Here is a 23,729-nt window from a genome sequence, read left to right on the forward strand (position 1 = left end):
CGGACGGAAGCATCGTCACCGACAGTCGCCCCGGGCGCCCTGCCACGGGGCCGGAGATCGGAGAGACATGCGCTGGGAGCAGGTGTACCTGGCCGGCACGGGTGTCTGGCTGGCCGACCGCGCGAACGCCGTGGCGGCGGTCGCGGCCGGTGCGTACGACGCCGGGGAACACGCCGTCAACCAGATCCACTCGGTCAGCTCGGCCGCGGCCGACGGGCCGGACGATCTGTCCGCGCCGGAGATGGCGGTCCGCGCGGCCCGTACCGCGCTGCGCCGGTCCGGCCGGGCCGCGGAGCGGGTCGCCGCCGTGTTCCACAGCTATCTGTGGTTCCAGGGTGCCGAGCTGTGGCCGTCCGCCGCATACGTGGCACAGCACACGGTCGGCTCGGCGGTGCCCGCCTTCGACCTGTTGCAGCAGTGCAACGCGGGACTGGCCGGACTGGAGCTGGCGGCCCGGCAGCTCCGGTCCGGAGGGTCCCGCGCGTCCCGCGGGTCCGGCGGGTCCGGCGGGTCCGGCGAGGGCGAGGCAGTGCTGCTGACCACGGCCGACCGCTTCGCTCCCCCCGCCTTCGACCGCTGGCGGGCCGAACGGGGCATGGTCTACGGCGACGGTGGCACCGCGCTGGTGCTGAGCTCCTCCCCCGAGGGAGCGACCGGCCGCCTGCTGGCCACCGCGACCCGGGTGGACAACTCGCTGGAGGGCCTGGCCCGGGGCGCCGGATTCCGTTCCGGGCCGGAGCTGGAGGCCAGGCCGGTGGACCTGGGGGCGCGGGCAGAGGAGTACTTCCGCGCACAACGCAACATGCGGGCAGCGACGCTGCGCACCGCCGAGGTGGCGGCCGAGTCGATCCGGGTCGCGCTGGCCGATGCCGACACACCGATGGAACAGATCGACCGGGTGGTGCTCAACGCCACCGGACACCAGCGGATGCACTGGCAGCTGGAACACCAGCTGGGCGTCGAGGAGAAGCTCTCCAACTGGGAGTTCTGCCGTGAGGTGGGCCACCTGGGCGCGGGGGACCACTTCGCCGGACTGAACGAGCTGCTGGAGACGGGCGAGGTCGGCGAGGGAGACCGGGTGCTGCTGGTCGGCGGCGGCACCGGCTACAGCTGCACCAGCGCGGTCGTCGAGATCACCGACGCCTCGGGCGGGTGCGCATGAGCACCGCGACCCCGACGGGACCGTACGACGCCCTCCCCGGGGCCGCGGCGGACGACGGCACCCTCGTCATAGACCTGCTGGACGCGGCCGCGGCCGCCCATCCCGCCGCGACCGCGGTCCGGGACGCCTCCGGTGCCTGGAGCTACGCCGAACTGGCCGACGCCAGCCGGACGGTGGCCGCCCGGCTGCGCGGGTCCCAGGGCGTCGCGCCGGGTGACAGGGTGGTCCTGCGGCTCGGCAACCGGCGGGAGTTCGTCGCGCTGTACTACGGCGTACTGCGTGCCGGGGCCGTCGCGGTGCCGCTGAACCCGGAGCTGAAGGCCTTCGTGCTGCACGGAGTGCTGGCGGACGCCGCTCCCGCGGTGGTCGTGCTCGACCCGTCCGAGGCGGAGCCGGTCCGCGAGGCGGTCGCCGCCTGCGGCGCCCGTCCCGTCACGCCCGCCGAACTCCTCGACCGGCCCGCCCCGCACGTGGGCACCGACGTGGACGCGTACGTGGATACGAACACGGTCCCGGGCCCCGGCCCCGGCCGCCCGGACGCCGACGCGATCGCCCAGCTGATCTACACCTCCGGCAGCACCTCCGCCCCCAAGGGTGTGGTCTGCACCCACCGCCAAGTGGTCTTCGCCGCCCGCGCGATCGCCCGCCGGCTCGACTACCGGCCGCAGGACGTGGTGCTCGCCGCGCTGCCGCTCTCCTTCGACTACGGCCTCTACCAGCTCCTGCTGGCCGCGATCGGCGGCTCCGAAGTGGTGCTGGCGGACGCGGCCGCGCCGGTGCGCGTGCTGACCGTGCTGCGCGAGTGCCGGGTCACCGTGGTGCCGGTGGTGCCCTCGCTGGCCGAGATGCTGTGCCGCCTCGCTGCCCGCGCCGCGCCACCCGAGCACGTGCGGCTGTTCACCAACACCGGCGCCGCACTGGCCGGTTCGACCGTCGCGGCGCTGCGCTCCGGGTTCCCGGGCGCGGCCGTGGTGGCGATGTACGGAATCACCGAGTGCAAGCGGGTCACGATCGCGGAACCGGACGCCGACCGCGAGCGCCCCGGGTCGGTGGGCCTGCCCCTGGACGGCACCACGGTCGAGGTGCTCGACGAGCAGGGCCGCGCAGTGCCGCCGGGCGAGCTCGGCGAGATCGTCGTCGGCGGCCCGCACGTGATGACCGGCTACTGGAACGCGCCCGAACTGACCGCCCGGCGCTACCGCCCGGACCCGCACACCGGACGGATCCGGCTGCACACCGGCGACCACGGCCGGCTGGACGCGGACGGACACCTCTACATCAGCGGTCGCCTCGACGACCAGTTCAAGCGGCGCGGCGTCCGGATGAGCACCCCGGAGATCGAGGCCGCCGCACTGGACGTGCCCGGCGTACGGGCGGCCGCCGCGCTGCCGCCCCGGGACGGGCTCGACCTGCGCCTGGTCGTCACCGGCGAGGACGGGCTGACCGCGCGCCGGGTGATCGAGGGCCTGGAACAACGGCTGGAAGCGGCGAAGGTACCCGCCGGCTGCCGGGTCCTCGCCCGGATGCCGCTCACCCCCAATGGCAAGACCGACCGGAAGGCGCTGGAGACCGATGCGCACTGACCCGCCCCCCACCGCACCGGCACGGACTCCCGCCCCGGTGCCGCCGCCTCCCGAGGACCTGCTGGCCGCCGAGCTGGTGCGCCGCTACGGCAGCCCGCTGTACGTGTACGACCTGGCCCGGGCCGAGCGGGCCGCCGCCGACCTGCGTGCGGCCCTGCCCGAGCGCTCCCACCTCTACTACTCCCTCAAGGCGAACCCGCACCCCGGGCTGGTCCGCGCCCTGCGCCTGGCCGGCTGCCGCCCGGAGATCTGCTCCACCGGTGAGCTCGCCGCCGCGCTGGCAGCGGGTTTTGACGGCGCCGACTGCCTCTACGGCGGCCCCGGCAAGACCGCCCGGGAGCTGCGCGAGGCGCTGGCCGCAGGGGTGCGCACCTTTTCGGTCGAGTCGCCCGCCGATCTGCGCCGGGTCGGCGCCGAGGCCCGGGCCAGTGGCTCGACCGCGCGCATCCTGCTGCGGATCAACGGCGCGGGCGCGGGAGCGGGCGTCGGACTGCGGATGACCGGCGGGGCCTCGCAGTTCGGCCACGACATCGTGGACGGCCTGCCGGGCCTCGACGAATTCACCGTGGAGGGAACGGAGCTGTGGGGGCTGCACTTCTTCCCGCTGACCAACGCCGTCGACCCGCAGGGGCTGCTCGCCGAAGCCGTCGCTTCGATCCGTACCGCCGCCGCACTGGAGGCCCACTGGGGCCGGCCGCTGCGCATGCTCGACCTCGGCGGCGGCTTCGCCTGCCCGTACGCGGCGCCGGGTGAACGGCCGCTCTACCACGCCCTGCGCGCACCGCTGGAGGCCGCGCTGGACGAGCATCTGCCGGGCTGGCAGGGGCGGTTGGAGCTGGCCTTCGAGTCCGGCCGGTACCTGGTCGGTGACAGCGGGCGGCTGGTCTGCACCGTGACCGAGGTCAAGGAGAGCCGCGGGACCACGTACGGCGTGCTGGACAGCGGGATCAACCACCTGGGCGGGCTCTCAGGGGTGGGCCGCCTGCCCTCGCTGCGCGCCGAACCGCTGCACCTCACGGACCCCGGGCCCGAAGCGGAGGAGGCCGCGACCCGCCGGGTGGCCCTGGTCGGGCCGCTCTGCACCCCCGCCGACGTGATCCGCCGGGCCACCGAGGCCGTACCGCCGCGGCCCGGCGAGCTGCTGGCCGTGCCCAACGTCGGTGCGTACGGCGCCACCGCGAGCCTGCTCGGCTTCCTCAGCCGCCCGGCCCCCGCCGAGGTCACCGTCCGGGACGGCCGGGTGGTCGGCGCCGACCGGCTGGCCCTCGTACGCGAGCCGCTGCCCGACGACCACGGCGACCCCCGGAGCGACCGCCGCACCGACCACCAGACCGACCCCCCGACCCACCACCGGACCGACCACCACCGCGACCTCACCGGTCGCACCTCAGGGAGCTGAACAGCGTGACCACACACCACTGTTGGGACGACCGTTACGAGACCGTCCTGGCCGAGCTGCTGCCCCGGCTCGCGGAGCAGCGGCCGCTGTCCGCCGACTGCGGGCTGCGGGCCGCCGGGCTGGATTCGATGGCCGTCGTCGAGCTGCTGGTGCAGCTGGAGGAGGCCTACCGGGTGGCCATCCCCGACGAGGAGCTGGGCCCGGAGGCCTTCGAGACCGTCGGCAGCCTGTGGGCGGTCGTCGCCCGGCAGCTGGACCCGGCCACACCGCACTGACACCGGCCCCCCCACCGCTGAGAGAAAGGCTGGCATCCGTGCCGGTATCACTGGACATCGAAGTAGAAGTATCGGCGCCGGGCCTGGTGCTGACCGGGGCCGAGACGGCCGCCGTCCAACGGGTCGCCGCACGGCTCTGCGGCGGGCCGGAAGGGGCCCGGGTCGACGAGCCCGCCTGGGTGGCCTCGGTCCGCGACGACTGGGAGGAACTGCCGGCCCGGCTGCGCCGTGCCCTGCGCGCCTTCCGCCGGGACCCCGGACCGGGCGGCGCCCTGCTGGTGCGCGGACTGCCGGTCGCCGGGCCCGCGCTGGGCGGCACCCCGCTGACCGACGGCTCGGTGCAGCGCACCGCCACCGTACCGGCCTCGGTGCTGGTGCTCGCCGCGTGCGGGCTCGGCGACCCCGCCGCATTCCGCCCCGAGAAGACCGGTGCGCTGGTACAGGACGTCGTCCCGGTGCCCGGACGCGAGGAGTTCCAGGGCAACGCGGGCTCGGTGCTGCTCACCTTCCACAACGAGAACGCCTTCCACCCGCACCGGCCGGACTTCGTCATGCTGCTGTGCCTGCGCGCCGACCCGGACGGGCTGGCCGGACTGCGCACCTCCTGCGTGCGCGAGGTGCTGCCGCTGATGGACGAGCAGACCCGGGCGGCGCTGCACCGGCCGGAGTTCCGCACCGCGCCGCCGCCGTCGTTCGGCGCGGCCGACGGCCCCGCCGAGCCGCACGCGGTGCTCACCGGCGCGTACGAGGACCCGGACCTGCGGGTGGACATGGCCGCCACGGAGCCGCTCACCGAGCGGGCCGCGGCCGCACTCGTGGAACTCCAGCTCCTCTTCGAACGCACCGCCCGGACCGCCCGGCTGGAGCCCGGCGACCTCGCCGTCGTCGACAACCGGATCACCGTGCACGGGCGCACCGCGTTCAGCCCGCGCTTCGACGGCACCGACCGCTGGCTGCAGCGCACCTTCGTCCTCGCCGATCTTCGCCGCTCGCGCGCCCACCGGGCGGGCGACGGCTATGTGCTGGCCGACCCGGCCGGGCAGCGCGCCTGATCCACCACACCCCCGCAGCCTGGCCGGCGCGGCCCTCCGGGGCCCGCGCCGGCCAGGCTGCGCCGTCTCGCCCGCGCGCCCCCGTGCCGCGCGCCACCAGCCCCGCAGGCCGCTGCCCCGCAGCCCCCTGCCGCACCGGGCCGTTCCCGGCCCGGCCGCCCACCGAACGGAGCTACCCCGTGACCACCGTCCTCTCCCCGGCCGCCGCCGTCGGGCCCGTCCCCACCGCCCCCACGGCCAAGGCCGCACCCGCGCCCGCCGTCGACCCGGCCCACGCGCCCGGTGTCGGCGGGCCGAGCATGGCCGCCGCCCGGCCCGACCCGGCCGACCTGGATCCGCGCCGCGCGCTGCGCGAACTGGAGTGCTGGCGGGCCGACGGCCGGGACGCCGCCCGGTTCCCGTACCGTGCGGTCCTCGGCCACTACCGGACCGTCGGCAAGAACGCGGTCGGCGCGGAGCTGCTGACGGCCCTGCGCGCGGTCGGCCCGGCGCTGTCGGCACCCGCCGAGACGGCCGGACCGGCCGCGCGGCTGCTCACGGACTGGCTGCCCCAGGTGGTGGACGGCACGCAGGGCGACTACGACAGCTACCTGGGCAGCCCGGTGTACGCCTCGCTGGCCAGGACCGGTGCGCGCACGGAGGAGGTGATCACCGCCCTGCTCGCCGACCTGGTGGCCACCGAGGCCGCCACCCTGGCCGGAGCCCCTGCCGGACTCGCCCGTACCCGGGCCGCCCTCCGCGCCCTCACGGCGTCGGCCGGGCTGCCGGCCGGGCGCGAATCGAAGGGCGCGCCGCATACCGCCCAGGACGACACGGCCGACCTGGTCCGGGCCTGCGCCGCCGCGGTCGCGGCGGCGCGGGACGCGGCGTCGTCCGGGGTGCTGCGGGCGGTGGAGCTGACGCTGACGCCGACCACCCGGAGCCACGACGAGCAGATGTTCATCCGGGTCATCCAGATCTTCGAGGCCGTCTTCGCCGCCGTCGGCCGGTCCATACAGGCCGCCACCGAGGCGGTGGCCGCCGGCCGGGCCGACCGGGCGCGGGAACTGCTGGAGGGCGCGACCCGGCACGTGGCCGGGACCTCTGGGGTGTTCCGGGTGCTGACCACCATGCCCAAGGACGCCTTCGCGGTGATCCGGGCCAACACCGACGGCCGCAGCGCGGTCCAGTCCAGGGCCTACCGGACGGTCGAACGCTCCTGCCCGGAACTGCACAGCGCGCTGCTGAGCAGCTCCGTCCATCAGTACGAACTCCAGTCGGTCATGCGCGAGTTGGACACCGCCTGGGGTGCGATGAAGCGCACCCACTGGGGCATCACGATGAAGGTGATCGGCAAGGTGCGCGGTACCGGCGGAACCGCCGGTGCCTCCTACCTCCGCGAGGCCGCCGAGGCCCGGCTGTTCCCCGCCCTCGGCTGAGTCCGCCCTGCCCGCCGAGGCCTTCAGCCGGCGTTCAGTGAGCGGTCAGCGAGCCGTCAGCCCGGGCCCGGTCCGGCGCCGGGAAGCCGCCGGAAGGGCATCCGCGATCACCCAGGCCGGGGCCAGGACAGACCCAGGGCAGACCCAGGACCGGTCCAGATCCCGGTCAGGTGGGGCCAAGGGCGCGGTCAGGGCGCAACGACAGCATCGAAGACAGAACGGCAGGCCCGTACGGCCCGCACCGGGCGGCGGCACGGACCCCGCCGACGCAAACCCATCCAACGAATCGGAGCGCACTGATGAGCAGCGAGGACACCACCGTCTACCAGGTCGTCGTCAACGACGAGGAGCAGTACTCGATCTGGCCGGCCGACCGGGAGCTGCCGGCCGGCTGGCATGCCGAGGGCACCCGGGGCGAGAAGGCGCACTGCCTGGCCCACATCGACGAGGTGTGGACCGACATGCGGCCGCTGAGCCTGCGCCTGGCCATGGAGCAGCAGGCAGCCGAGGCCGCCGCGCTGCCGGCCGCGGGCTGAGCGCGAGCACCCGAACGAAACCGGTCGCCGACGGCGGCAGCAGGAACAGGGCATCGGACACCGAACGGTGAGGGAAGAACGCGTGGACCCGCGACTTGAGCATCAGGACTGGATCTCGGCGATCGCCGCCACCGCGGCGGCGGATCCGGACCGCACGGCCTTCGAGTTCTCCGGAAGGGAGGACGCACCGGCCGAGCGGCTGAGCTACGGACAGCTCGACCGGCGGGCCCGGGCCGTCGCCGCCCGGCTGCAACGGCTCGGTCTGACCGACCGTCCGGTGATGCTGCTCCAGCCGCCGGGCCTGGACTACGTGGTCTCCTTCGTGGGCTGCCTGTACGCCCGGGCCGTCGCGGTGCCGGTGTACCCGCCCAACCGTCGGCCGCGCTCGCTGGAACGGCTGGTCGACATCGTCGCGGACTGCGGGGCGACGGTGGCGCTGACCACCGCCGCCGTCCGCGACCGGCTGCTGCCCGACGACCCGGACGGCGCGGTCATGGACGTGCTTCGGCTGCTGGCGACCGACCGGGTGCCCGAGGCGGAAGCGGCGCAGTGGGTGCACCCGCAGGTCGGCGCCGACACCGTGGCCTTCCTCCAGTACACCTCCGGCTCCACCTCGGCGCCGCGCGGCGTGGTGCTGACGCACGGCAACCTGTTGCACAACTCGGCCCTGATCCAGCGGGCCTTCCGCACCACCGGCAGCACCCGCGGCATGTCCTGGCTGCCGCTCTTCCACGACATGGGGCTCATCGGCGGCATGCTCCAGCCGCTGTACTACGCGGGCTCCTGCTCGCTGATGGCCCCCACCTCCTTCGCGCAGGACCCGCTGCGCTGGCTGCGCGAGATCAGCCGCACCCGGGCCACGGTGAGCGGCGGCCCCAACTTCGCCTACGACCTGTGCGCCGACCTGGCCACCCCCGAGGTGCTGGCCGGACTCGACCTGAGCAGCTGGGAGGTGGCGTTCAACGGGGCCGAGCCGGTGCGCGCCGAGACCTTCCGGCGGTTCGCCGCCGCCTACGCACCGGCGGGCTTCCGGGCCGAGGCCTTCACCCCGTGCTACGGGCTGGCGGAGGCCACGCTGATCGTCTCCTGCAAGCCGCACGGCACGGCCCCGGCCCGTCACCTGGCCCCGAACGCGCTGCTCGCCGGAACCGGCGACGGGACGGACGGGACGCAGGGGACGGACGGGACGCAGGGAACGGACGGGACCACCGAGCTGGTCAGCAGCGGGCGCCCGGACGACTCCCAGCGGCTGGAGATCGTCGACCCGGTCACCCGGCGGCCGGTGCCCGCCGGGGCGATCGGCGAGATCTGGCTCTCCGGCCCGAGCGTGGCCCAGGGCTACTGGAACCGGCCCGAGCACAGCGCGGCCACCTTCGGCGCCCGTCTCGTCACCGACGAGAACTCCGCCCTGACCGCCCTGACCGCCGGGACCGCCGAACCGGCCGCCGAGTCCGGCCCCGCCTTCCTGCGCACCGGCGACCTGGGCCTGCTGCACGAGGGCGAGCTGTACGTCACCGGCCGCCTCAAGGACCTGATCATCGTCCGCGGACGCAACCACTACCCGCAGGACATCGAGGAGACCGTCTCCCGCGTCCACCCCGCGCTGCGCGCCAACTGCGGCGCCGCCGTCCAGGTCGAACTGGCCGGTGCGGCCGAGCTGGTGATCGTCCAGGAAGTGTCCCGGGACCACCAGGACGGCGACCTGCCCGCGCTGGCCCGCGCGGTGCGCGAGGCCGTCGCCGAGGCGCACGGGGTACGACCGGCCGCGGTGGTGCTGATCCGCGCCGCGACGCTGCCGCGCACATCCAGCGGCAAGGTGCAGCGCCACGTGTGCGCCGCCTCCTACCGCGAGGGCGACCTCACCGAGCTGGCCCACAGCGGCCGGCCGCAGGGCGCCGCCGCCGAGCGGCCGATGGCGCTGGACGCCGCCGCGTTGCGGGCGGCCGCCCCGGCCGAGCGCCCGGCACTGCTGCTGGCCGCGCTGCGCGGGCTGCTCGCCGCCCGGCTCGGACTGGCCGTGGAGGACCTCGCCCCCGAGCACCGGCTCGCCGAACTGGGCCTGGACTCGCTCGGCGCGGTCCGGCTGCGGCACGAGCTGCACACCGTACTGGGCGTGGACCTGGCCCTCACCGAGGCGCTCGTCCTGGACCTGGCCGGACTGGCCGGGCTGCTCGCCGAGCGCTTCGAGGAAGCGGCCGGGGTACCCGAACCGGCCGCGGCGGCCGGGCCCACCGAGCCCGGCGACCACCCGCTCTCCCCGAACCAGGCCGCCCTCTGGCTCCTGCACCAGGTCGCCCCGGAGAGCCCCGCCTACCTGGTCTCCACCGCCTTCCGCGTGCACGGCGCACTCGACCCGGCCGCCCTGGGCACCGCCCTGGCGGGCCTGACCCAGCGGCACGCCGTGCTGCGCAGTACCTTCCCCCGGACCGCAACCGGACCCGTTCAGCGGGTGCACGCAGCCCTCCCGCCCGCCTTCGAGCAGGTCGACGCCTCCGGCTGGAGCGCGACCGAGCTGGCCGCACGCCTGACCGAGGCGGCCGAGCAGCCCTTCGACCTGGAGGCCGGACCGCTGCTGCGGGCCCGGCTGTTCACGGGCGCCGAGGACGGTCACCGGCTGGTCCTCACCGCCCACCACCTCGTGGCCGACCTGTGGTCGCTGTCGCTGCTGCTGGACGAGCTGGCCGCCGGTTATCCGGCGGCGCTGCGCGGCGAGCCGGTCGTCGACGCGAACACCGCCACCGCCGCCCCGTTCGCGGCGTTCGCCCACCGGCAGGCCGGCCTGCCGAACACCGCGGCCGGCCGGCGCCGACTGGCCCAGTGGCGCACGGCCCTGGACGGGGTCCGCGCCGGTACCTCGCTCCCCGCCGACCTGCCGCTGCCCCGGCGCCAGCGGCTGCGCGGCGCGTCGCTGCCGCTGGAGGTGGACGCCGCCACCACCGAAGCGCTGACGGCACTGGCCCGGCGCGAGGGCAGCACCCTGTACGCGGTGCTGCTGGCCGCCTTCCAGCTCCTGCTGGCCCGCAGCACCGGTGAGCCGGACGTGGTCGTCGGCACCCCCACCCACGGACGCAACGACGCCGCGTTCGCCGGTACGGTCGGCTGCCTGGTCAACACGGTGCCGCTGCGCACCCGGATCGAGGCCGCCGAGCCGTTCACCGCCCTGCTGACCCGGGTGCGCGACGGCGCGCGGCTCGCGCTGGACGGCGCCGAGGTGCCGTTCCCGGCACTGGTCGAGCTGATCCGCCCGGACCGCGACCAGGGCGGCCGACCGCTGGTACGCAGCCTGTTCAGCCTCCAGCAGGCCCCGGGCCGGCACGCCGAGGCGCTGGTGGCGATGGCCACCGGCCGAGGCGGCGTCCCGTTCGACCTCGGCGCACTGGACTGCTCGACGCTGGCGCTGCCGGTCGGCGGCAGCCAGTTCGACCTCCAGCTGACCCTGGGCGAGGCCGGGTCCGGCCTGGCCGGTGCGGTCCGCTACGACACCGACCGCTACCTGCCGGCGACCGCCGAGCGCTTCGCCGCCCACTTCGCCACCCTGCTGGCGGAGATCGCGGCCGACGCCGCCCGCCCGGTCGGCGAACTGCCGCTGCTGGCCCCGGCCGAGCGCCGGGCCGTCCTCGCCGAGGGCAACGACACCGCCCTCGCCTACGACCCGGCCGACGGGGTGGTGCGCGGCTTCGAGGCCCAGGCCGCCCGTACCCCGCTGGCGGTAGCGGTCCGCGCCGCGGGGCCCGAAGGCGGCGAGCAGCTGGACTACGGAACCCTGGACCGGCTGGCCGACGGGGTCGCCGCGCGGCTGCGCGCCATGGGCATCGGCCCCGGCCGCACCGTCGCCGTCCTGCTGCCGCGCACCCCGCGGCTGCTCGCCGCGCTGCTCGGCGTGCTCAAGTCCGGCGCCGCGTACCTGCCGCTGGACCCCGGCCACCCGGCCGACCGGCTGGCCCTGGTGCTGGCCGACGGCGCCGCCGCCGCGGTGCTGACCGACCTGCCCGCCGACCGGGTGCCCGCCGGGGACTGGACCGTGCTGGGGATCGACAGCATCGGCGAGGCGCGGCGCGACGCGGACACGCCGATCGCCCCGGAGGCAGCGGCCTACGTCCTGCACACCTCCGGTTCGACCGGGCGCCCCAAGGGCGTGGTGGTCCCGCACCGGGCCCTGGCCAACCTGCTGGCCTCCTTCCAGCGCGACCTCGCGCTCGCCCCCGGCGCGGGCTGGCTCTCCGTCACCACGCCGGCCTTCGACATCGCCGCGCTGGAGTACTTCCTGCCACTGGTCCACGGCGCGACCGTGCACCTGGCGGACGCGGCGACGGCGGGCGACGGCTCGCGGCTGCGCGCCTGCCTGGAGGCCGGCGGGATCAGCCACCTCCAGGCCACCCCGGTGACCTGGCAGCTGCTGCTGGACGCGGGCTGGCCGGGCACCCCCGGGCTGACCGCGCTGTGCGGCGGCGAGCGCCTGCCCGTGGAGCAGGCCGCCGAGCTGCTGACCCGCGGCGTGCGGCTCTGGCAGGTCTACGGCCCGACCGAGACCACCGTCTGGTCGGCGCGCGGCGAGCTGACCGCGGCCGACGGGGAACTGCCGCTGGGCACGCCGGTCGCCAACACCCGGCTCTACCTGGTGGATCCGTTCCTGCACCCGGTCCCCGCCGGGGTCACCGGCGAGCTGCTGATCGGCGGCGACGGCCTGGCCCACGGCTACCTGGACCGGCCCGGCCTGACCGCCGAGCGCTTCGTACCGGACCCCTTCGGCAGCGCACCGGGCGCGCGGCTCTACCGCACCGGAGACCTGGTGCGGCGCGGGCCGGACGGCGCGCTGCTCTTCGTCGGCCGAGCCGACACCCAGGTCAAGCTGCACGGGCACCGGATCGAACTCGGCGAGATCGAGACGGCGCTGGAGCGACTGCCCTCGGTACGCCGGGCGGCGGTCGTGGTGGACGGCGAGGGCGCGCGGGCCCGACTGGTCGGGTACCTGGAGCAGTACGGGACGCACGCGGCCCCGGCCGAGCTGCGCGAGCTGCTGCGGCGCACCCTGCCCGGCTATGCGGTCCCCTCGCTGCTGGTCACGCTGGACGAGCTGCCGCTGACCGCCAACGCCAAGGTGGACCGGCGGGCGCTGCCCGCGCCGGAGACCACCCGCACGACGGGCGTCGTGGAGGAGCCGGTCGGGGCGACCGAGCAGCGGATCGCCGCATTGCTGGCCGAGCTGCTCGGAGTCGAGCGGATCGGCCGGCACGAGGACCTCTTCGAGCGGGGCGCGCACTCGCTGCTGCTGGCCCGCTTCGCCGAGCGCCTCAGGGCCGAGTTCGGCGCCGCCCCGCAACTGCACCAGCTGTTCGACCGGCCCACGGTGGCCGCCGTGGCCACCCTGGTCGACGCGGTGGCCCAGCGGCCCGGAGGCGCGCCGGCCGGCCGGCCCGCCCCGGCCCGGGTGGACCGCACCCGCTACGCCGTCAGCCGCGGGTCCGACGGCGCGCTGCGCCCGGTGCTCACCGGTGCGGCCGCCGAGGGGGAAGCACGATGACCTCCGCCCCGTACCTCCCGGCCGCGCCGGCCGGCCGGCCGGTGACCGGCCCCGGCGCCGCCCCGGCGGACCGCCCGTACCTGCTGCGATGTCCGGTCTGCCGCGAGAGCTACCAGGACGACGGACTTCGGCTGGACTGCGCCGGGACACACCGGCCCGGCCTGCTGAGCACCGAGTACGCCCGCGCCTTCGCGCCCGGCCCGGGCAGCGGCCCGTTCCGCTACGCCTGCTGGCTCCCGAACGCGGGCCGGGCCCTGCCCGAGGGCGGCATCGGCGCCACCTACCGGGCCGAGAGGCTGGGCCGCGAGCTGGGACTGGCCGAGCTGTGGGTCGCGTTCAGCGGCCACTGGCCCGAGCGCGGCGCGGCCCTGGACACCGGCAGCTTCAAGGAGCTGGAGGCGCAGGCGGTGCTGGCCCGGCTGCCCGAGCGCCCGCCGGTCCTGGTGGTCGCCTCGGCCGGGAACACCGCCGCGGCCTTCCTGCGGGCCTGCTCGCGGCAGCGGGTGGACTGCGTACTGGTGGTACCGGACTCGGCGCTGCCGGCACTCGCCGCCGCAGGGGAACGCGCCGACTGCGTACGGCTGGTGACGGTGGCGGGCGACTACACCGACGCGATCGAACTGGCCGACGCGATCGCCGCCCGGCCCGGCTTCCAGGCCGAGGGCGGTACCCGCAACGTGGCCCGGCGCGACGGCCTGGGCACCGCGCTGCTGGCGGCTGCCGAGACCATCGGCCGGCTGCCCGACCACTACGTGCAGGCGGTGGGCAGCGGAGCCGGGGCGATCGCCGCGCACCAGGCGGCCCGGCGGCTGCTGGCGGCCGGTTTCCCGGTGGCGGACCGCCCGGGCGCCGCGTCCGGCGGGCTGCCGCGGCTGCTGCTCTGCCAGAACGCCCCGTTCGCGCCGATGGTCCGCGCCTGGGAGGACGGCCTGGCGGAGCCGGTCATCGGCGCCGGACCCGAGGTGCGGGCGGCGGTGGCCGCCGTCCACGCCCGGGAACTGACCACCCGCAAGCCGCCCTACGCGGTGGCCGGCGGGGTGCGCGAGAGCCTCACCGAGAGCGGCGGGGAGCTGCGGGCGGTGGACAACGCCGAAGCGGCCGCCGCCGGAAGGCTGTTCGCCGCGGTCGAGGGCAACGACATCGAACCGGCCGCGGCGGTGGCCCTGGCCGGTCTGCGCCAGGCGGTCGCCGCCGGACGGATCCGGCCCGAGGAGACCGTGCTGCTGCACGTCACCGGCGGCGGCCGGGCCCGCCGCGCGGCCGCCCACCCGCCCGCCGCGGTCCACCCCGACCTGCGGATCCCGCCCGGACTGGGCGCCGAGGCCGCCGCCTACCTGGTGACCGGCGCATGACGGCCCCCGCCCCCGCCCCCGCCCCCGCCCCTGACCACGTCCCTGACTTCGCCCCCACCCCATCCGGTCGGCAGAGAGCAGAACAGACCATGCAGCAGTTCGCCTTTCCCGCCACCTCGGCCCAGCGCCGGATCTGGCTGGTGGAGCGGCTGATCCCCGGCACCAGCGCCTACCACCTGCCGTTCGCCCTGCACCTGGACGGCGCGCTCGACACCGCCGCGCTTCAGGCCGCGCTGACCGCCCTGGTCCACCGGCACGAGTCGCTGCGCACCTGCTTCGAGCAGGCGGACGGCGAGCTGGTGCAACTGGTCGGCGAACCGGCGCCGTTCGCGCTGGAGACCCGCGATACCGCGGACGCCGAGCTGGAGACAGTCCTGGCCGCCGACGCCTCACGCCCCTTCGACCTCACCCGCGGCCCGCTGCTGCGCGCGGTGCTGCACCGGCTGGCGCCGCGGCGCCACGTACTCGCGGTCACCGCACACCACCTGGTCGCCGACATGTGGTCGATCGGCATCCTGCTGGCCGAACTGGCGCAGTGCTATGCCGGACGCTCCCACGAACTGCCCGAACTGCCCATCCAGTACGGCGACTTCGCGGTGTGGGAGGGTGAGTGCCACGCCGCCGACGACGGGACGGGCCGCGCGTACTGGCACCAGGCGCTGGCCGGTGCGCCCGAGCTGCTGGAGCTGCCCTGCGACCGGCCGCGCCCGGCCGTGCAGTCGCTGCGCGGGGCCGCGCTGCCGGTGGAACTCCCGGCGGAGCTGACGGCCGGGATCCGGGCGCTGTGCCGCCGGGCCGGGGTCACCCCCTTCATGGCGCTGCTGGCCGCCTTCCAGGCGGTGCTGGCCCGGCACAGCGGCAGCGAGGACATCGTGGTCGGGACCGGCGCGGCGGTGCGCCCGTCCGAGACCGAGGCGCTGATCGGCTGCTTCATCAACATCCTGCCGGTGCGCACCTCGCTGGCCGGTGACCCGACCTTCGACGAGCTGCTCTGCCGGGTCCGCTCGGCCTCGCTGGCCGCCTTCGAGCACCAGGACCTGCCGTTCGAGCGGATGCTCCCGGAGCGGGGGGCGGGCCCGGCACTCAGCCACAACCCGCTGGTCCAGTCGCTGCTGCTGGTGCAGAACGCGCCGCTGGCCGCACCCGAGCTGCCCGGCCTGGCGGTGACCGTGCGGGAGGTGCCGCGCGGCGGTGCGCAGATCGACCTCAACCTCCAGATGCGCGAAGTGGAGGGCGTGTTCACCGGCACCGTCGAGTACGCGAGCGACCTGTTCGACGCGGCCACGGTCGAGCGGCTGCTCGGCCACTGGTACACCCTGCTGGCCGCCGCCGTCGCCGCCCCCGGCACCCGGCTGTCGGCACTGCCGATGCTCACCGGCGCCGAGCGGCGGCAGGCCCTGGCGGAGTGGAACGACACGGCCCACGCGTACCCGGGGGCCGGGGCCTGCCTGCACGAGCTCTTCGAGGAGCAGCTGTCGATGCGCCCTCAGGCACAGGCCGTCGTCGGCCCCACCGGCGAGCTGAGCTACGCGGAGCTCGACGCGCTCGCCGAGCGGATCGCCGGACGGCTGGCCGAACTGGGCGTGGGCCCGGACACGACCGTCGGCCTCTGCCTGGCCAAGGGCCCGGCGCTGGTGGCCGCCGTACTCGGCGTGCTCAAGGCGGGCGGCGCCTACCTGCCGCTGGATCCGGCCTACCCGGCGCAGCGGCTGGCCTTCATGCTCCAGGACGCGGCGCCGCCGGTCGTCCTCACCGAGCGGGCCCTGGCCGGGCTGCTGCCGTCCGTCGGGGCCGAACTGCTGGAGGTGGAGGACGCCGGGCAATGGCCCGCCGCCCGGCGGCGCCCGGACGGGCTGGGCCCGGACCACCTGGCGTACGTCATCTACACCTCGGGCTCCACCGGAACACCCAAGGGGATCGCCGTCCCGCACCGGGGCGTCGTCAACAACCTGCTGGACCTGAACGGCACCTACGGCATCGAGCCCGGCGACCGGGTGCTCGGCCTGTCGTCCCCCAGCTTCGACATGTTCGTCTACGAGACGCTCGGCATCCTGGCGGCGGGCGGCGCGGTGGTCATGCCGCACCCGGACCGGGCCCGCGACCCGCACCACTGGGTGGACCTGGTGCGCCGCCACAAGGTGACGGTGTGGAACTCGGCCCCGGCCCTGGCCGACGCCTTCGTCCGGGCGGGGGAGGAGCGGGGCGTCCGGCTGCCCCGGCTCAAGGCGGCCTTCCTCGGCGGCGACTGGATCCCCGTCGCCCTGCCCGGGCGCTTTCGCCGCCTCGCGCCGGAACTGGCCTTCATCGCGCTCGGTGGCGCCACCGAGGCGTCCATCCACTCGATCACCTATCCGGTCGCGGAGACCGACCCGGCCTGGACGAGCATCCCGTACGGCCGCCCGATGGTGAACCAGCAGGCCGTCGTGCTGACCCCCGCGCTGGAACCGGCCCCGGTCGGGGTACCGGGCGAACTCTGCCTGGCCGGAACCGGGCTGACCCGCGGCTACCTGCACCGCCCGGGCCTGACCGCGGACCGCTACCGCCCGCACCCGGGCGCCGGCACCGGCCCGGTACCGGCCGGGGCGCGGCTGTACCGCACCGGCGACCTGGCCCGCACCCGCGCCGACGGGGTGATCGAACTCATCGGGCGGCTGGACCACCAGGTCAAACTGCGCGGCCTGCGGATCGAGCTGGACGAGGTCGAGGCCGTGCTGCGCCGCCGGCCGGGCATCGAAAGGGCCGTGGTCACCGCCCGCGGCAGCGGGGACGACCGGTTCCTGGTCGGCTACCTCGTGCTCGCCGAGGATGCCGGGGAGGTCCCGTCCGTCGCCGAGCTGCGCGCCCTGCTCAAGGCGGACCTGCCCGAGTACATGGTCCCGGCGGCCTTCGTGACGCTGGACGCGCTGCCGCTGTCGCCCAACGGCAAGGTGGACCGCGCCGCGCTGCCCGAGCCCGACGGACGGGCCGACCGGGACGCCGCCGCGTACGTGGCCCCCCGTGACGACACCGAGCTGGTGCTCGCCGCGCTCTGGGCCGAGCTGCTGGAGACCGACCGGGTCGGCGCCGAGGACGACTTCTTCGCACTCGGCGGGCACTCGCTGCTCGCCACCCGGCTCGCCTCGGCGCTGCTGGAGACCTTCGGCGTCGAACTGCCGCTGCGCGAGCTGTTCGAGGCGCCCACCCTCGCCGAGCAGGCGCTGCGGCTGGCCGCCCGGGGGCGCGAGACGGGCACCGACGTCGCGGCCGTGGCCCGCATCGCGGCCGGACTGCTGGAGATGACCGACGAGGAGGCCCACGGGCTGCTCGCCGAACACGAGGAGAGCAACGCATGAGCACCACCACCACGACCACGGGCACCGGCGTCCTGGCCGACTACGCCGGCCTCGGCGCACAGCGCCTCGCCGCCGCCGACCCGCTGCTCTGCGGCCTGCTGGAGCGCGAACACGCCCGGCAGAACGAGACCCTGGCGATGGTGGCCGCCTCCAGCAGCGCCGACCCCTCGGTCCTGGCCTGTACCGGAGCGACCGTCTCCAACGTCACCACCGAGGGCTACCCCGGCGCCCGGTACCACGCGGGCTGCGAGCTGGTCGACGAGGTCGAGCGGCTGGCGGTGGCACGGGCCCGGTCGCTGTTCGGCGCCCAGTACGCCAACGTACAGCCGCACTCGGGTAGCACCGCCAACCAGATCGTGCTGTGCACCCTGATGAAGCCGGGCGACACCCTGCTCGGCATGGAGCTGAGCGCGGGCGGGCACCTCACCCACGGCTCCGCGGCCTCGATATCGGGCCGGTTCTTCCACGCGGTCGGCTACGGCACCGACGCCGACGGCATGCTGGACTACGAGCAGGTCGCCGAACTGGCCCGCGCACACCGGCCCAAGGTGATCGTCTGCGGCGCCAGCGCCTACCCGCGCACCGTGGACTTCCTCAGGTTCCGGCGGATCGCCGACGAGGTCGGCGCCTTCCTGCTCGCCGACATCTCGCACATCGCCGGCCTGGTCGCGGCCGGACTGCACCCCAGCCCGGTGGACCACGCGCACGCCACCACCACCAGCACCTACAAGCAGCTGTACGGGCCGCGCGGCGGCCTGATCCTGCTCGGCCGGGACGCCGACCTGCCGCTGCCCGGCACCCGGCGCACCCTGGCCCAGGCGATCGCGCACGGCACCTTCCCCTTCCTCCAGGGAACCCCGGACCTGGGCGCGGTCGCGGCCAAGGCGCGCGCCTTCGACATCGCCGCCCAGCCGGAGTTCCGCGCACTGGCCCGGCGCGTGGTGTCCGACGCCCGGGAACTCGCGGACGCCTTCACGGGGCTGGGCCACACCCTGGTCACCGGCGGTACCGACAACCACATGGTGCTCCTGAACCTCGGCCCCCGCGGCCTGACCGGCGCGATCGCCGAATCCGCGCTGGCCGACTGCGGGATCGTGGTCAACCGCAACCGGATACCGGATGACCCGTACGGCCCCCGGGTCACCAGCGGCATCCGCTTCGGCACCAACACGCTCGCGCTGCGCGCCATGGGACCGGCCGAGATGCGCCGGTGTGCCGCGCTGATCGACCGGGTGCTCAGCGCCGTGGTGCCCCGAGGCGAGCGCGAGTTCACCCTCGATCCCGCTGTACGCGCCGAGGTGCGCGGCGAAGTCACCCGGCTCTGCCGGGAGTTCCCGCTGCCGCACCACCTGCCGGCCTGACCCACTCCACGCCACCGACCCACCCGGGATCACCCAATGAGCCAGTCACCCCAGCGCACCGCGCTCTCCTCCGACAAGCGCCGCCTGCTCGCCAAGCTGCTCCAGCAGCAGGGCCTCGCCCGCACCGGCACGGCCGACCTGATCGCCCGCCGCCCCGAAGGGGCCCGGCTGCCGTTGTCCTTCGCCCAGCAGCGCCTCTGGTTCGTCGAGCAGTTCGCCGGTCCGAGTCCGCTCTACAGCATCGCCTGCACCGTCCGGCTGACCGGACGGCTGGACGCCGCCGCGCTCGAAGGGGCCCTGGGCCGGGTGGTGGCCAGGCACGAGGCGCTGCGCACCACCTTCCGCGCCCCGGACGGCCGCCCCGAGCAGGTCGTGCACGCCGCGGCCGAGGTCGCACTGCCGCTCACCGACCTGTCAGCCCTGGCCGACGACGCCCGGCAGGCCGCGCTCGACGAGCTCACCGAACGGGAGAGCCGCCGCCCGTTCGACCTGGGCGCCGGACCTCTGCTCCGGGGCAGCCTGGTCAAGCTGGCCGACGAGGAGCACCTGCTGCTGCTCGCCATCCACCACATCGTGGCGGACGGCTGGTCGCTGGACGTCCTGGTGCGCGAACTGGCCCACCACTACCGCCCCGACGCGGCTGATCTCCCCGAACTGCCCGTCCAGTACGCCGACTTCGCCCTTTGGCAGCACGAGCGGGTGTCCGGTGAAGCGCTGGACCGACAACTGGCGCACTGGCGCGAGCGGCTGGCGGGCGCGCCGAGCACCGTGGACCTGCCCACCGACCGGCCGCGCACCGCCCGGCAGAGCTTCGCCGGTGCCAGCTTCCCGTGGCGGCTGGACGGTGACCTGGCCACCCGGCTGACCGCGCTGGCCCGCGAGCACGACGCCACCCTGTACATGGCCCTGCTGGCCGGATTCACGGCCGTGGCGCACCGCTGGAGCGGGCAGGAGGACCTGGTGGTCGGCTCGCCGGTCGCCAACCGCAACCACCCGCAGACCGAGGGTCTGATCGGCTTCTTCGTCAACATGCTGCCGCTGCGCGCCGACCTTTCCGGCAACCCGACCTTCCGCGAACTGATGGGCCGCGTGAGGGAGTCCGCGCTCGCCGCGTACGCCCATCAGGACGTGCCGTTCGAGCGGATCGTCGAGGAGGCCCGCCCGGACCGCGACGCGGGCGGGCGCACGCCCTTCGCCAACCTGCTGCTGGTGCTCCAGAACACCCCGGAGACCCGGATCGAGCTGCCCGGGCTGCGGATGGACGTGGCCGCGGTGGACACCGGCACCGCCAAGTTCGACCTGCACCTCCAGGTCACCGAGACCCCGCAGGGCCTGACCGGCCTGGCCGACTACAGCACCGAGCTGTACGAGGAGCGCACCGTACGCCGGTTCGTCGATCAGTGGCTGCGCCTGCTGACCGCCGCGGTCGCCGACCCGGACACCCGGCTGGACGCGCTGCCGCTGCTGACCGGCGCCGAGCGCCGCGCCGAACTGGCGGCCGGCGCCGCCCGGCAAGCCATCGGAGCGGGGGCGCGCAGCCTGCCGGCGGCCTTCGCCGAACAGGTCCGGCTGCGGCCCGACGCGATCGCGGTCGGCTGCGGTGAGCAGCGCCTGAGCTACGCCGAGCTGGACCGCCGCTCGGACGCGCTGGCCCGGCGGCTGCGCGAGCTGGGGGTGGGCCCGGAGAGCCGGGTGGCGATCTGCGTGGAGCCCTCGGTGCGGCTGGTCACCGGGATCCTGGGCATCCTGAAGAGCGGCGGCGCGTACGTCCCGCTCGACCCGCGCCACCCGGCCGAGCGGCTGGCCTTCACCCTCGCCGACTCCGGCGCGGTGGCCCTGGTCGCCGACCCGGCACACGCCGCGCTCGCCGACGGGATCGCGGTCCTGGACGTCGACCAGCCGCTGTCCGCGCAGCCGTTGTCCGCGCAGCCCCAGGAACTGGCCCCGCTGGGCCCGGACCACCTCGCGTACGTGATCTACACCTCCGGCACCACCGGGCGCCCCAAGGGCGCGCTGCTCACCCACGCCAACGTGCTGCGGCTGTTCGACGCGGCCGCCGCGGACGTGTCCTTCGGCCCGGACGACGTCTGGTCGCTCTACCACTCGGCCGCCTTCGACTTCTCGGTCTGGGAGATCTGGGGCGCACTGCTGCACGGCGGGCGGATCGCCGTGGTGCCGCAGGAGGCCCGGCGCACCCCTGCCGCCTGCCGCGCGCTCGTGCGCGCCGAAGGCGTCACCGTGTTCAGCCAGACCCCCACCGCGTTCCGCCAGTTCGCCGACGCCGACGCCGACGCCGACGCCGACGCCGACGCCGACGCCGACGCCGACGCCGACGCGGCGGCCGACGAGCCGCAGGCCCGTCCGCTCGCGCTGCGGCACGTGGTGTTCGGCGGCGAGGCCCTGGAGCCGGGCACGCTGCGCGACTGGGCCGCCCGGCACCCCGACGGCCCGCGCCTGGTGAACATGTACGGCATCACCGAGACCACCGTGCACGTCACCGCGCACACGCTCGGCCCCGCCGACCTGACCGCCTCCGGCAGCGTGATCGGCCGCCCGCTCGCCGACCTGGCGGTGCACCTGCTGGACCGGCGCGGCGAACCGGTGCCGCCCGGGGTCCCCGGCGAGCTGTGCGTCGGCGGGCCGGGCCTGGCCCGCGGTTACCTGGGCCGCCCCGGCCTGACCGCCGAACGCTTCGTCCCCTCCCCGCTCGGCGACGGCGACCGGCTCTACCGCAGCGGCGACCTGGCCCGGCGGCTGCCCGACGGCACGCTGGAGTACCTGGGCCGCATCGACCAGCAGGTGAAGGTCCGCGGGCACCGGGTCGAGCTCGGCGAGATCGAGGCGGAGCTGGGCGCCCACCCGGGCGTACGGCACGCGGCCGTACTGCCCCGGGAGGCCCCGGACGGCGGCACCGGGCTGGTCGCCTACCTGGTCCCCGACCAGGAGGCCGGACAGCAGACGGCGCAGGGCCCGGGCCGCGCGGCCGACGCCGAGCAGGTCGACCGGTGGCGCACCGTCTTCGACACCGCCTACGACCAGTACGAGCAGGTCGGCGGCGCCGACCCCACCTTCAACATCCGTGGCTGGACCAGCAGTTACACCGGCGAGCCGATCCCGGCCGAGGAGATGCGGCGCTGGGTCGAGGACACCGTCGCCCTGGTCCGCCGCACCGGCCCGCGCCGGGTCCTGGAGATCGGCAGCGGCACCGGCCTGCTCCTCTTCCGGCTGGCCGGCGCGTGCGAGCAGTACACCGGCCTCGACCTGTCCGATACCGCCGTCGCCCACGTGCGCCGCCACCTCCCGGCGGACTGGGAGCACGTACGGCTGCTGCGCCGGGCCGGCCACGAGGTGGACGACCTGGCGGCCGAGGAATTCGACACCGTGATCGTCAACTCGGTGGCGCAGTACCTGCCGAGCGCCGCCTACCTGACCGAGGTACTCACCAAGGCCGCCGCCGTACTCGCCCCGGGCGGGCGGATCGTGGTCGGCGACGTACGCCACCTGGCCCTGCTCGACGCCTTCCAGGTCTCGGTGCTCCGGCCGGGCCTGCCCGCCGGGGCGGGTGACGCGGAACTGGCCCGCCAGGTCCGCCTCGCCGTACGGCAGGAGGACGAACTGCTGCTGGACCCGCGCTTCTTCCAGGCGCTGCGCCAGGAGATCCCGCGGATCGGCCGAGTCGAGGTGCTGCTCAAGCCCGGCCGCGACCCCAACGAGATGACCCGCTACCGCTACGACGTCGTACTCCACCTGGACACCGCACCCGCCCCCGACCCCGACGCCCCGGTGCGCACCGTGCAGTGGACCGGCGGCGACCCGCGGACACTGCTGGGGACACTGCTGGACGGCTCCCCGCTGGTGGTCACCGGCATCCCCAACGCCCGGGTGCACGCCGACGCCCGCACCGCCGCCCGGCTCGCCGCCGCGGCCCCGGGCACGGATCCGGCCGATGGCGCCACCGAGGACCCCGCCGCCCTCGATCCGCAGGAGCTGCGCGAGCTCGCCGACGAGCTCGGCCTCGCCGTCGAGCTCAGCTGGGCGGACGGCGACCCGCTCGGCCGCTTCGACGCCGCCTTCCGCCCGGCGGGAACCGACCCGGAGACGGCGCTGCCGCCCGCCGGGGACAGCGCCGGCCTGCCGTGGCCGCACTGGGCCAACGACCCGCACCGCGGCCGCGCCGCCCGCGGCCTCGTGCCCCGGCTCCGCACCCACCTGCGGGAACGGCTGCCGGAGTACATGGTCCCGGAGGGCTTCGTCACGCTGGACGCGCTCCCGCTGACCGCCAACGGCAAGCTCGACCGGGCCGCACTGCCCGCGCCGGACTGGTCCACCGGATCCACCGCCCTGCTCGCCCCGCGCGACGAGACCGAGCGGGCCCTCGCCGAGATCTGGAGCACCGTCCTGGGCGTGGCCCGGATCGGCCTGGCCGACGACTTCTTCGACCTCGGCGGGCACTCGCTGCTCGCCGTCCAGGTGACCGCCGCCGTGCGCGAGGCCCTGGGCCGTGAGCTGACGGTGCGGGCGCTGTTCGAGGCACCGGTCCTGGGCGAGTACGCCGAGACGGTGCGCCGCGCCCCGGCCGTCGAAGCGCCGGCCGCGTCGGCCGGGCCGGTGCGCGAGGTCGTACCGGCCGCCGACGCCGGGTTCGACGACCTGTCCCCCGGGGAGCTGGCCGCGTTGATGGGCGCAGACCTGTGAGCGCCGCCGCGAGCGGCCCGAGCGCCACCGCCCCCACCCCCGA

At 75.8% G+C, this 23,729-nt stretch carries 12 protein-coding genes; all 12 read left to right on the forward strand.

Going from position 1 to position 23,729, the window contains the following annotated elements; translation table 11 throughout:
• The first annotated feature begins 67 nt into the window (after positions 1-67).
• The 12 genes from ACFYOB_RS17400 (at position 68) to ACFYOB_RS17455 (ending at position 23,686) form a co-directional block, all read left to right on the forward strand.
• Positions 68-1,162 carry a ketoacyl-ACP synthase III family protein gene (locus ACFYOB_RS17400; protein ID WP_388560674.1) on the forward strand — a complete coding sequence of 365 codons (1,095 nt, stop codon included), beginning with the start codon at positions 68-70 and terminating at the stop codon, positions 1,160-1,162.
• A complete protein-coding gene (locus ACFYOB_RS17405; RefSeq protein ID WP_388560676.1) occupies positions 1,159-2,745 on the forward strand; it encodes a class I adenylate-forming enzyme family protein in 1,587 nt (528 codons plus the stop codon). The genes ACFYOB_RS17400 and ACFYOB_RS17405 overlap by 4 nt, the downstream gene beginning before the upstream one ends.
• A complete protein-coding gene (locus ACFYOB_RS17410; RefSeq protein WP_388560678.1) occupies positions 2,735-4,144 on the forward strand; it encodes a type III PLP-dependent enzyme in 1,410 nt (469 codons plus the stop codon). The genes ACFYOB_RS17405 and ACFYOB_RS17410 overlap by 11 nt, the downstream gene beginning before the upstream one ends.
• Before the next feature lie 5 nt (positions 4,145-4,149).
• A complete protein-coding gene (locus tag ACFYOB_RS17415) occupies positions 4,150-4,419 on the forward strand; it encodes a phosphopantetheine-binding protein (RefSeq protein WP_388560680.1) in 270 nt (89 codons plus the stop codon).
• Positions 4,420-4,448: 29 nt separating this feature from the next.
• On the forward strand, positions 4,449-5,471 hold the full coding sequence (locus ACFYOB_RS17420) for a TauD/TfdA family dioxygenase (RefSeq protein WP_388560737.1): 1,023 nt from the start codon (positions 4,449-4,451) through the stop codon (positions 5,469-5,471).
• Positions 5,472-5,650: 179 nt separating this feature from the next.
• On the forward strand, positions 5,651-6,889 hold the full coding sequence (locus ACFYOB_RS17425) for a hypothetical protein (RefSeq protein ID WP_388560682.1): 1,239 nt from the start codon (positions 5,651-5,653) through the stop codon (positions 6,887-6,889).
• Positions 6,890-7,188: 299 nt separating this feature from the next.
• Positions 7,189-7,425, forward strand: coding sequence for an MbtH family protein (locus ACFYOB_RS17430; RefSeq protein ID WP_388560684.1), 237 nt, complete (start codon positions 7,189-7,191; stop codon positions 7,423-7,425).
• A gap of 82 nt (positions 7,426-7,507) precedes the next feature.
• A complete protein-coding gene (locus ACFYOB_RS17435; RefSeq protein WP_388560686.1) occupies positions 7,508-12,946 on the forward strand; it encodes an amino acid adenylation domain-containing protein in 5,439 nt (1,812 codons plus the stop codon).
• The gene (locus tag ACFYOB_RS17440; protein WP_388560687.1) at positions 12,943-14,298 is read left to right on the forward strand and encodes a cysteate synthase; all 1,356 of its coding nucleotides are present in this window, start codon (positions 12,943-12,945) and stop codon (positions 14,296-14,298) included. The genes ACFYOB_RS17435 and ACFYOB_RS17440 overlap by 4 nt, the downstream gene beginning before the upstream one ends.
• Positions 14,299-14,387: 89 nt before the next feature.
• Positions 14,388-17,630 carry an amino acid adenylation domain-containing protein gene (locus tag ACFYOB_RS17445; RefSeq protein WP_388560689.1) on the forward strand — a complete coding sequence of 1,081 codons (3,243 nt, stop codon included), beginning with the start codon at positions 14,388-14,390 and terminating at the stop codon, positions 17,628-17,630.
• Positions 17,627-18,991: a serine hydroxymethyltransferase gene (gene glyA, locus ACFYOB_RS17450; protein ID WP_388560691.1), complete on the forward strand. Its 1,365-nt coding sequence runs from the start codon at positions 17,627-17,629 to the stop codon at positions 18,989-18,991. The genes ACFYOB_RS17445 and glyA overlap by 4 nt, the downstream gene beginning before the upstream one ends.
• Before the next feature lie 36 nt (positions 18,992-19,027).
• Positions 19,028-23,686 (forward strand): amino acid adenylation domain-containing protein, encoded by a 4,659-nt coding sequence (locus ACFYOB_RS17455; protein ID WP_388560693.1) that lies wholly within the window; start codon positions 19,028-19,030, stop codon positions 23,684-23,686.
• Positions 23,687-23,729 lie beyond the last annotated feature (43 nt).

Origin of the sequence: Streptomyces sp. NPDC006463 (assembly GCF_042870715.1) — a bacterium.
Taxonomy (GTDB): Bacteria; Actinomycetota; Actinomycetes; order Streptomycetales; family Streptomycetaceae; genus Streptomyces.

Excerpts from the sequence above, each read along its gene's own strand:
- ACFYOB_RS17405 (WP_388560676.1), top strand. The coding sequence starts at position 1,159 with ATGAGCACCGCGACCCCGACGGGACCGTACGACGCCCTCCCCGGGGCC.
- ACFYOB_RS17430 (WP_388560684.1), top strand. The coding sequence starts at position 7,189 with ATGAGCAGCGAGGACACCACCGTCTACCAGGTCGTCGTCAACGACGAG.
- ACFYOB_RS17445 (WP_388560689.1), top strand. The coding sequence starts at position 14,388 with ATGCAGCAGTTCGCCTTTCCCGCCACCTCGGCCCAGCGCCGGATCTGG.
- ACFYOB_RS17455 (WP_388560693.1), top strand. The coding sequence starts at position 19,028 with ATGAGCCAGTCACCCCAGCGCACCGCGCTCTCCTCCGACAAGCGCCGC.
- ACFYOB_RS17400 (WP_388560674.1), top strand. The coding sequence starts at position 68 with ATGCGCTGGGAGCAGGTGTACCTGGCCGGCACGGGTGTCTGGCTGGCC.
- glyA (WP_388560691.1), top strand. The coding sequence starts at position 17,627 with ATGAGCACCACCACCACGACCACGGGCACCGGCGTCCTGGCCGACTAC.
- ACFYOB_RS17440 (WP_388560687.1), top strand. The coding sequence starts at position 12,943 with ATGACCTCCGCCCCGTACCTCCCGGCCGCGCCGGCCGGCCGGCCGGTG.
- ACFYOB_RS17410 (WP_388560678.1), top strand. The coding sequence starts at position 2,735 with ATGCGCACTGACCCGCCCCCCACCGCACCGGCACGGACTCCCGCCCCG.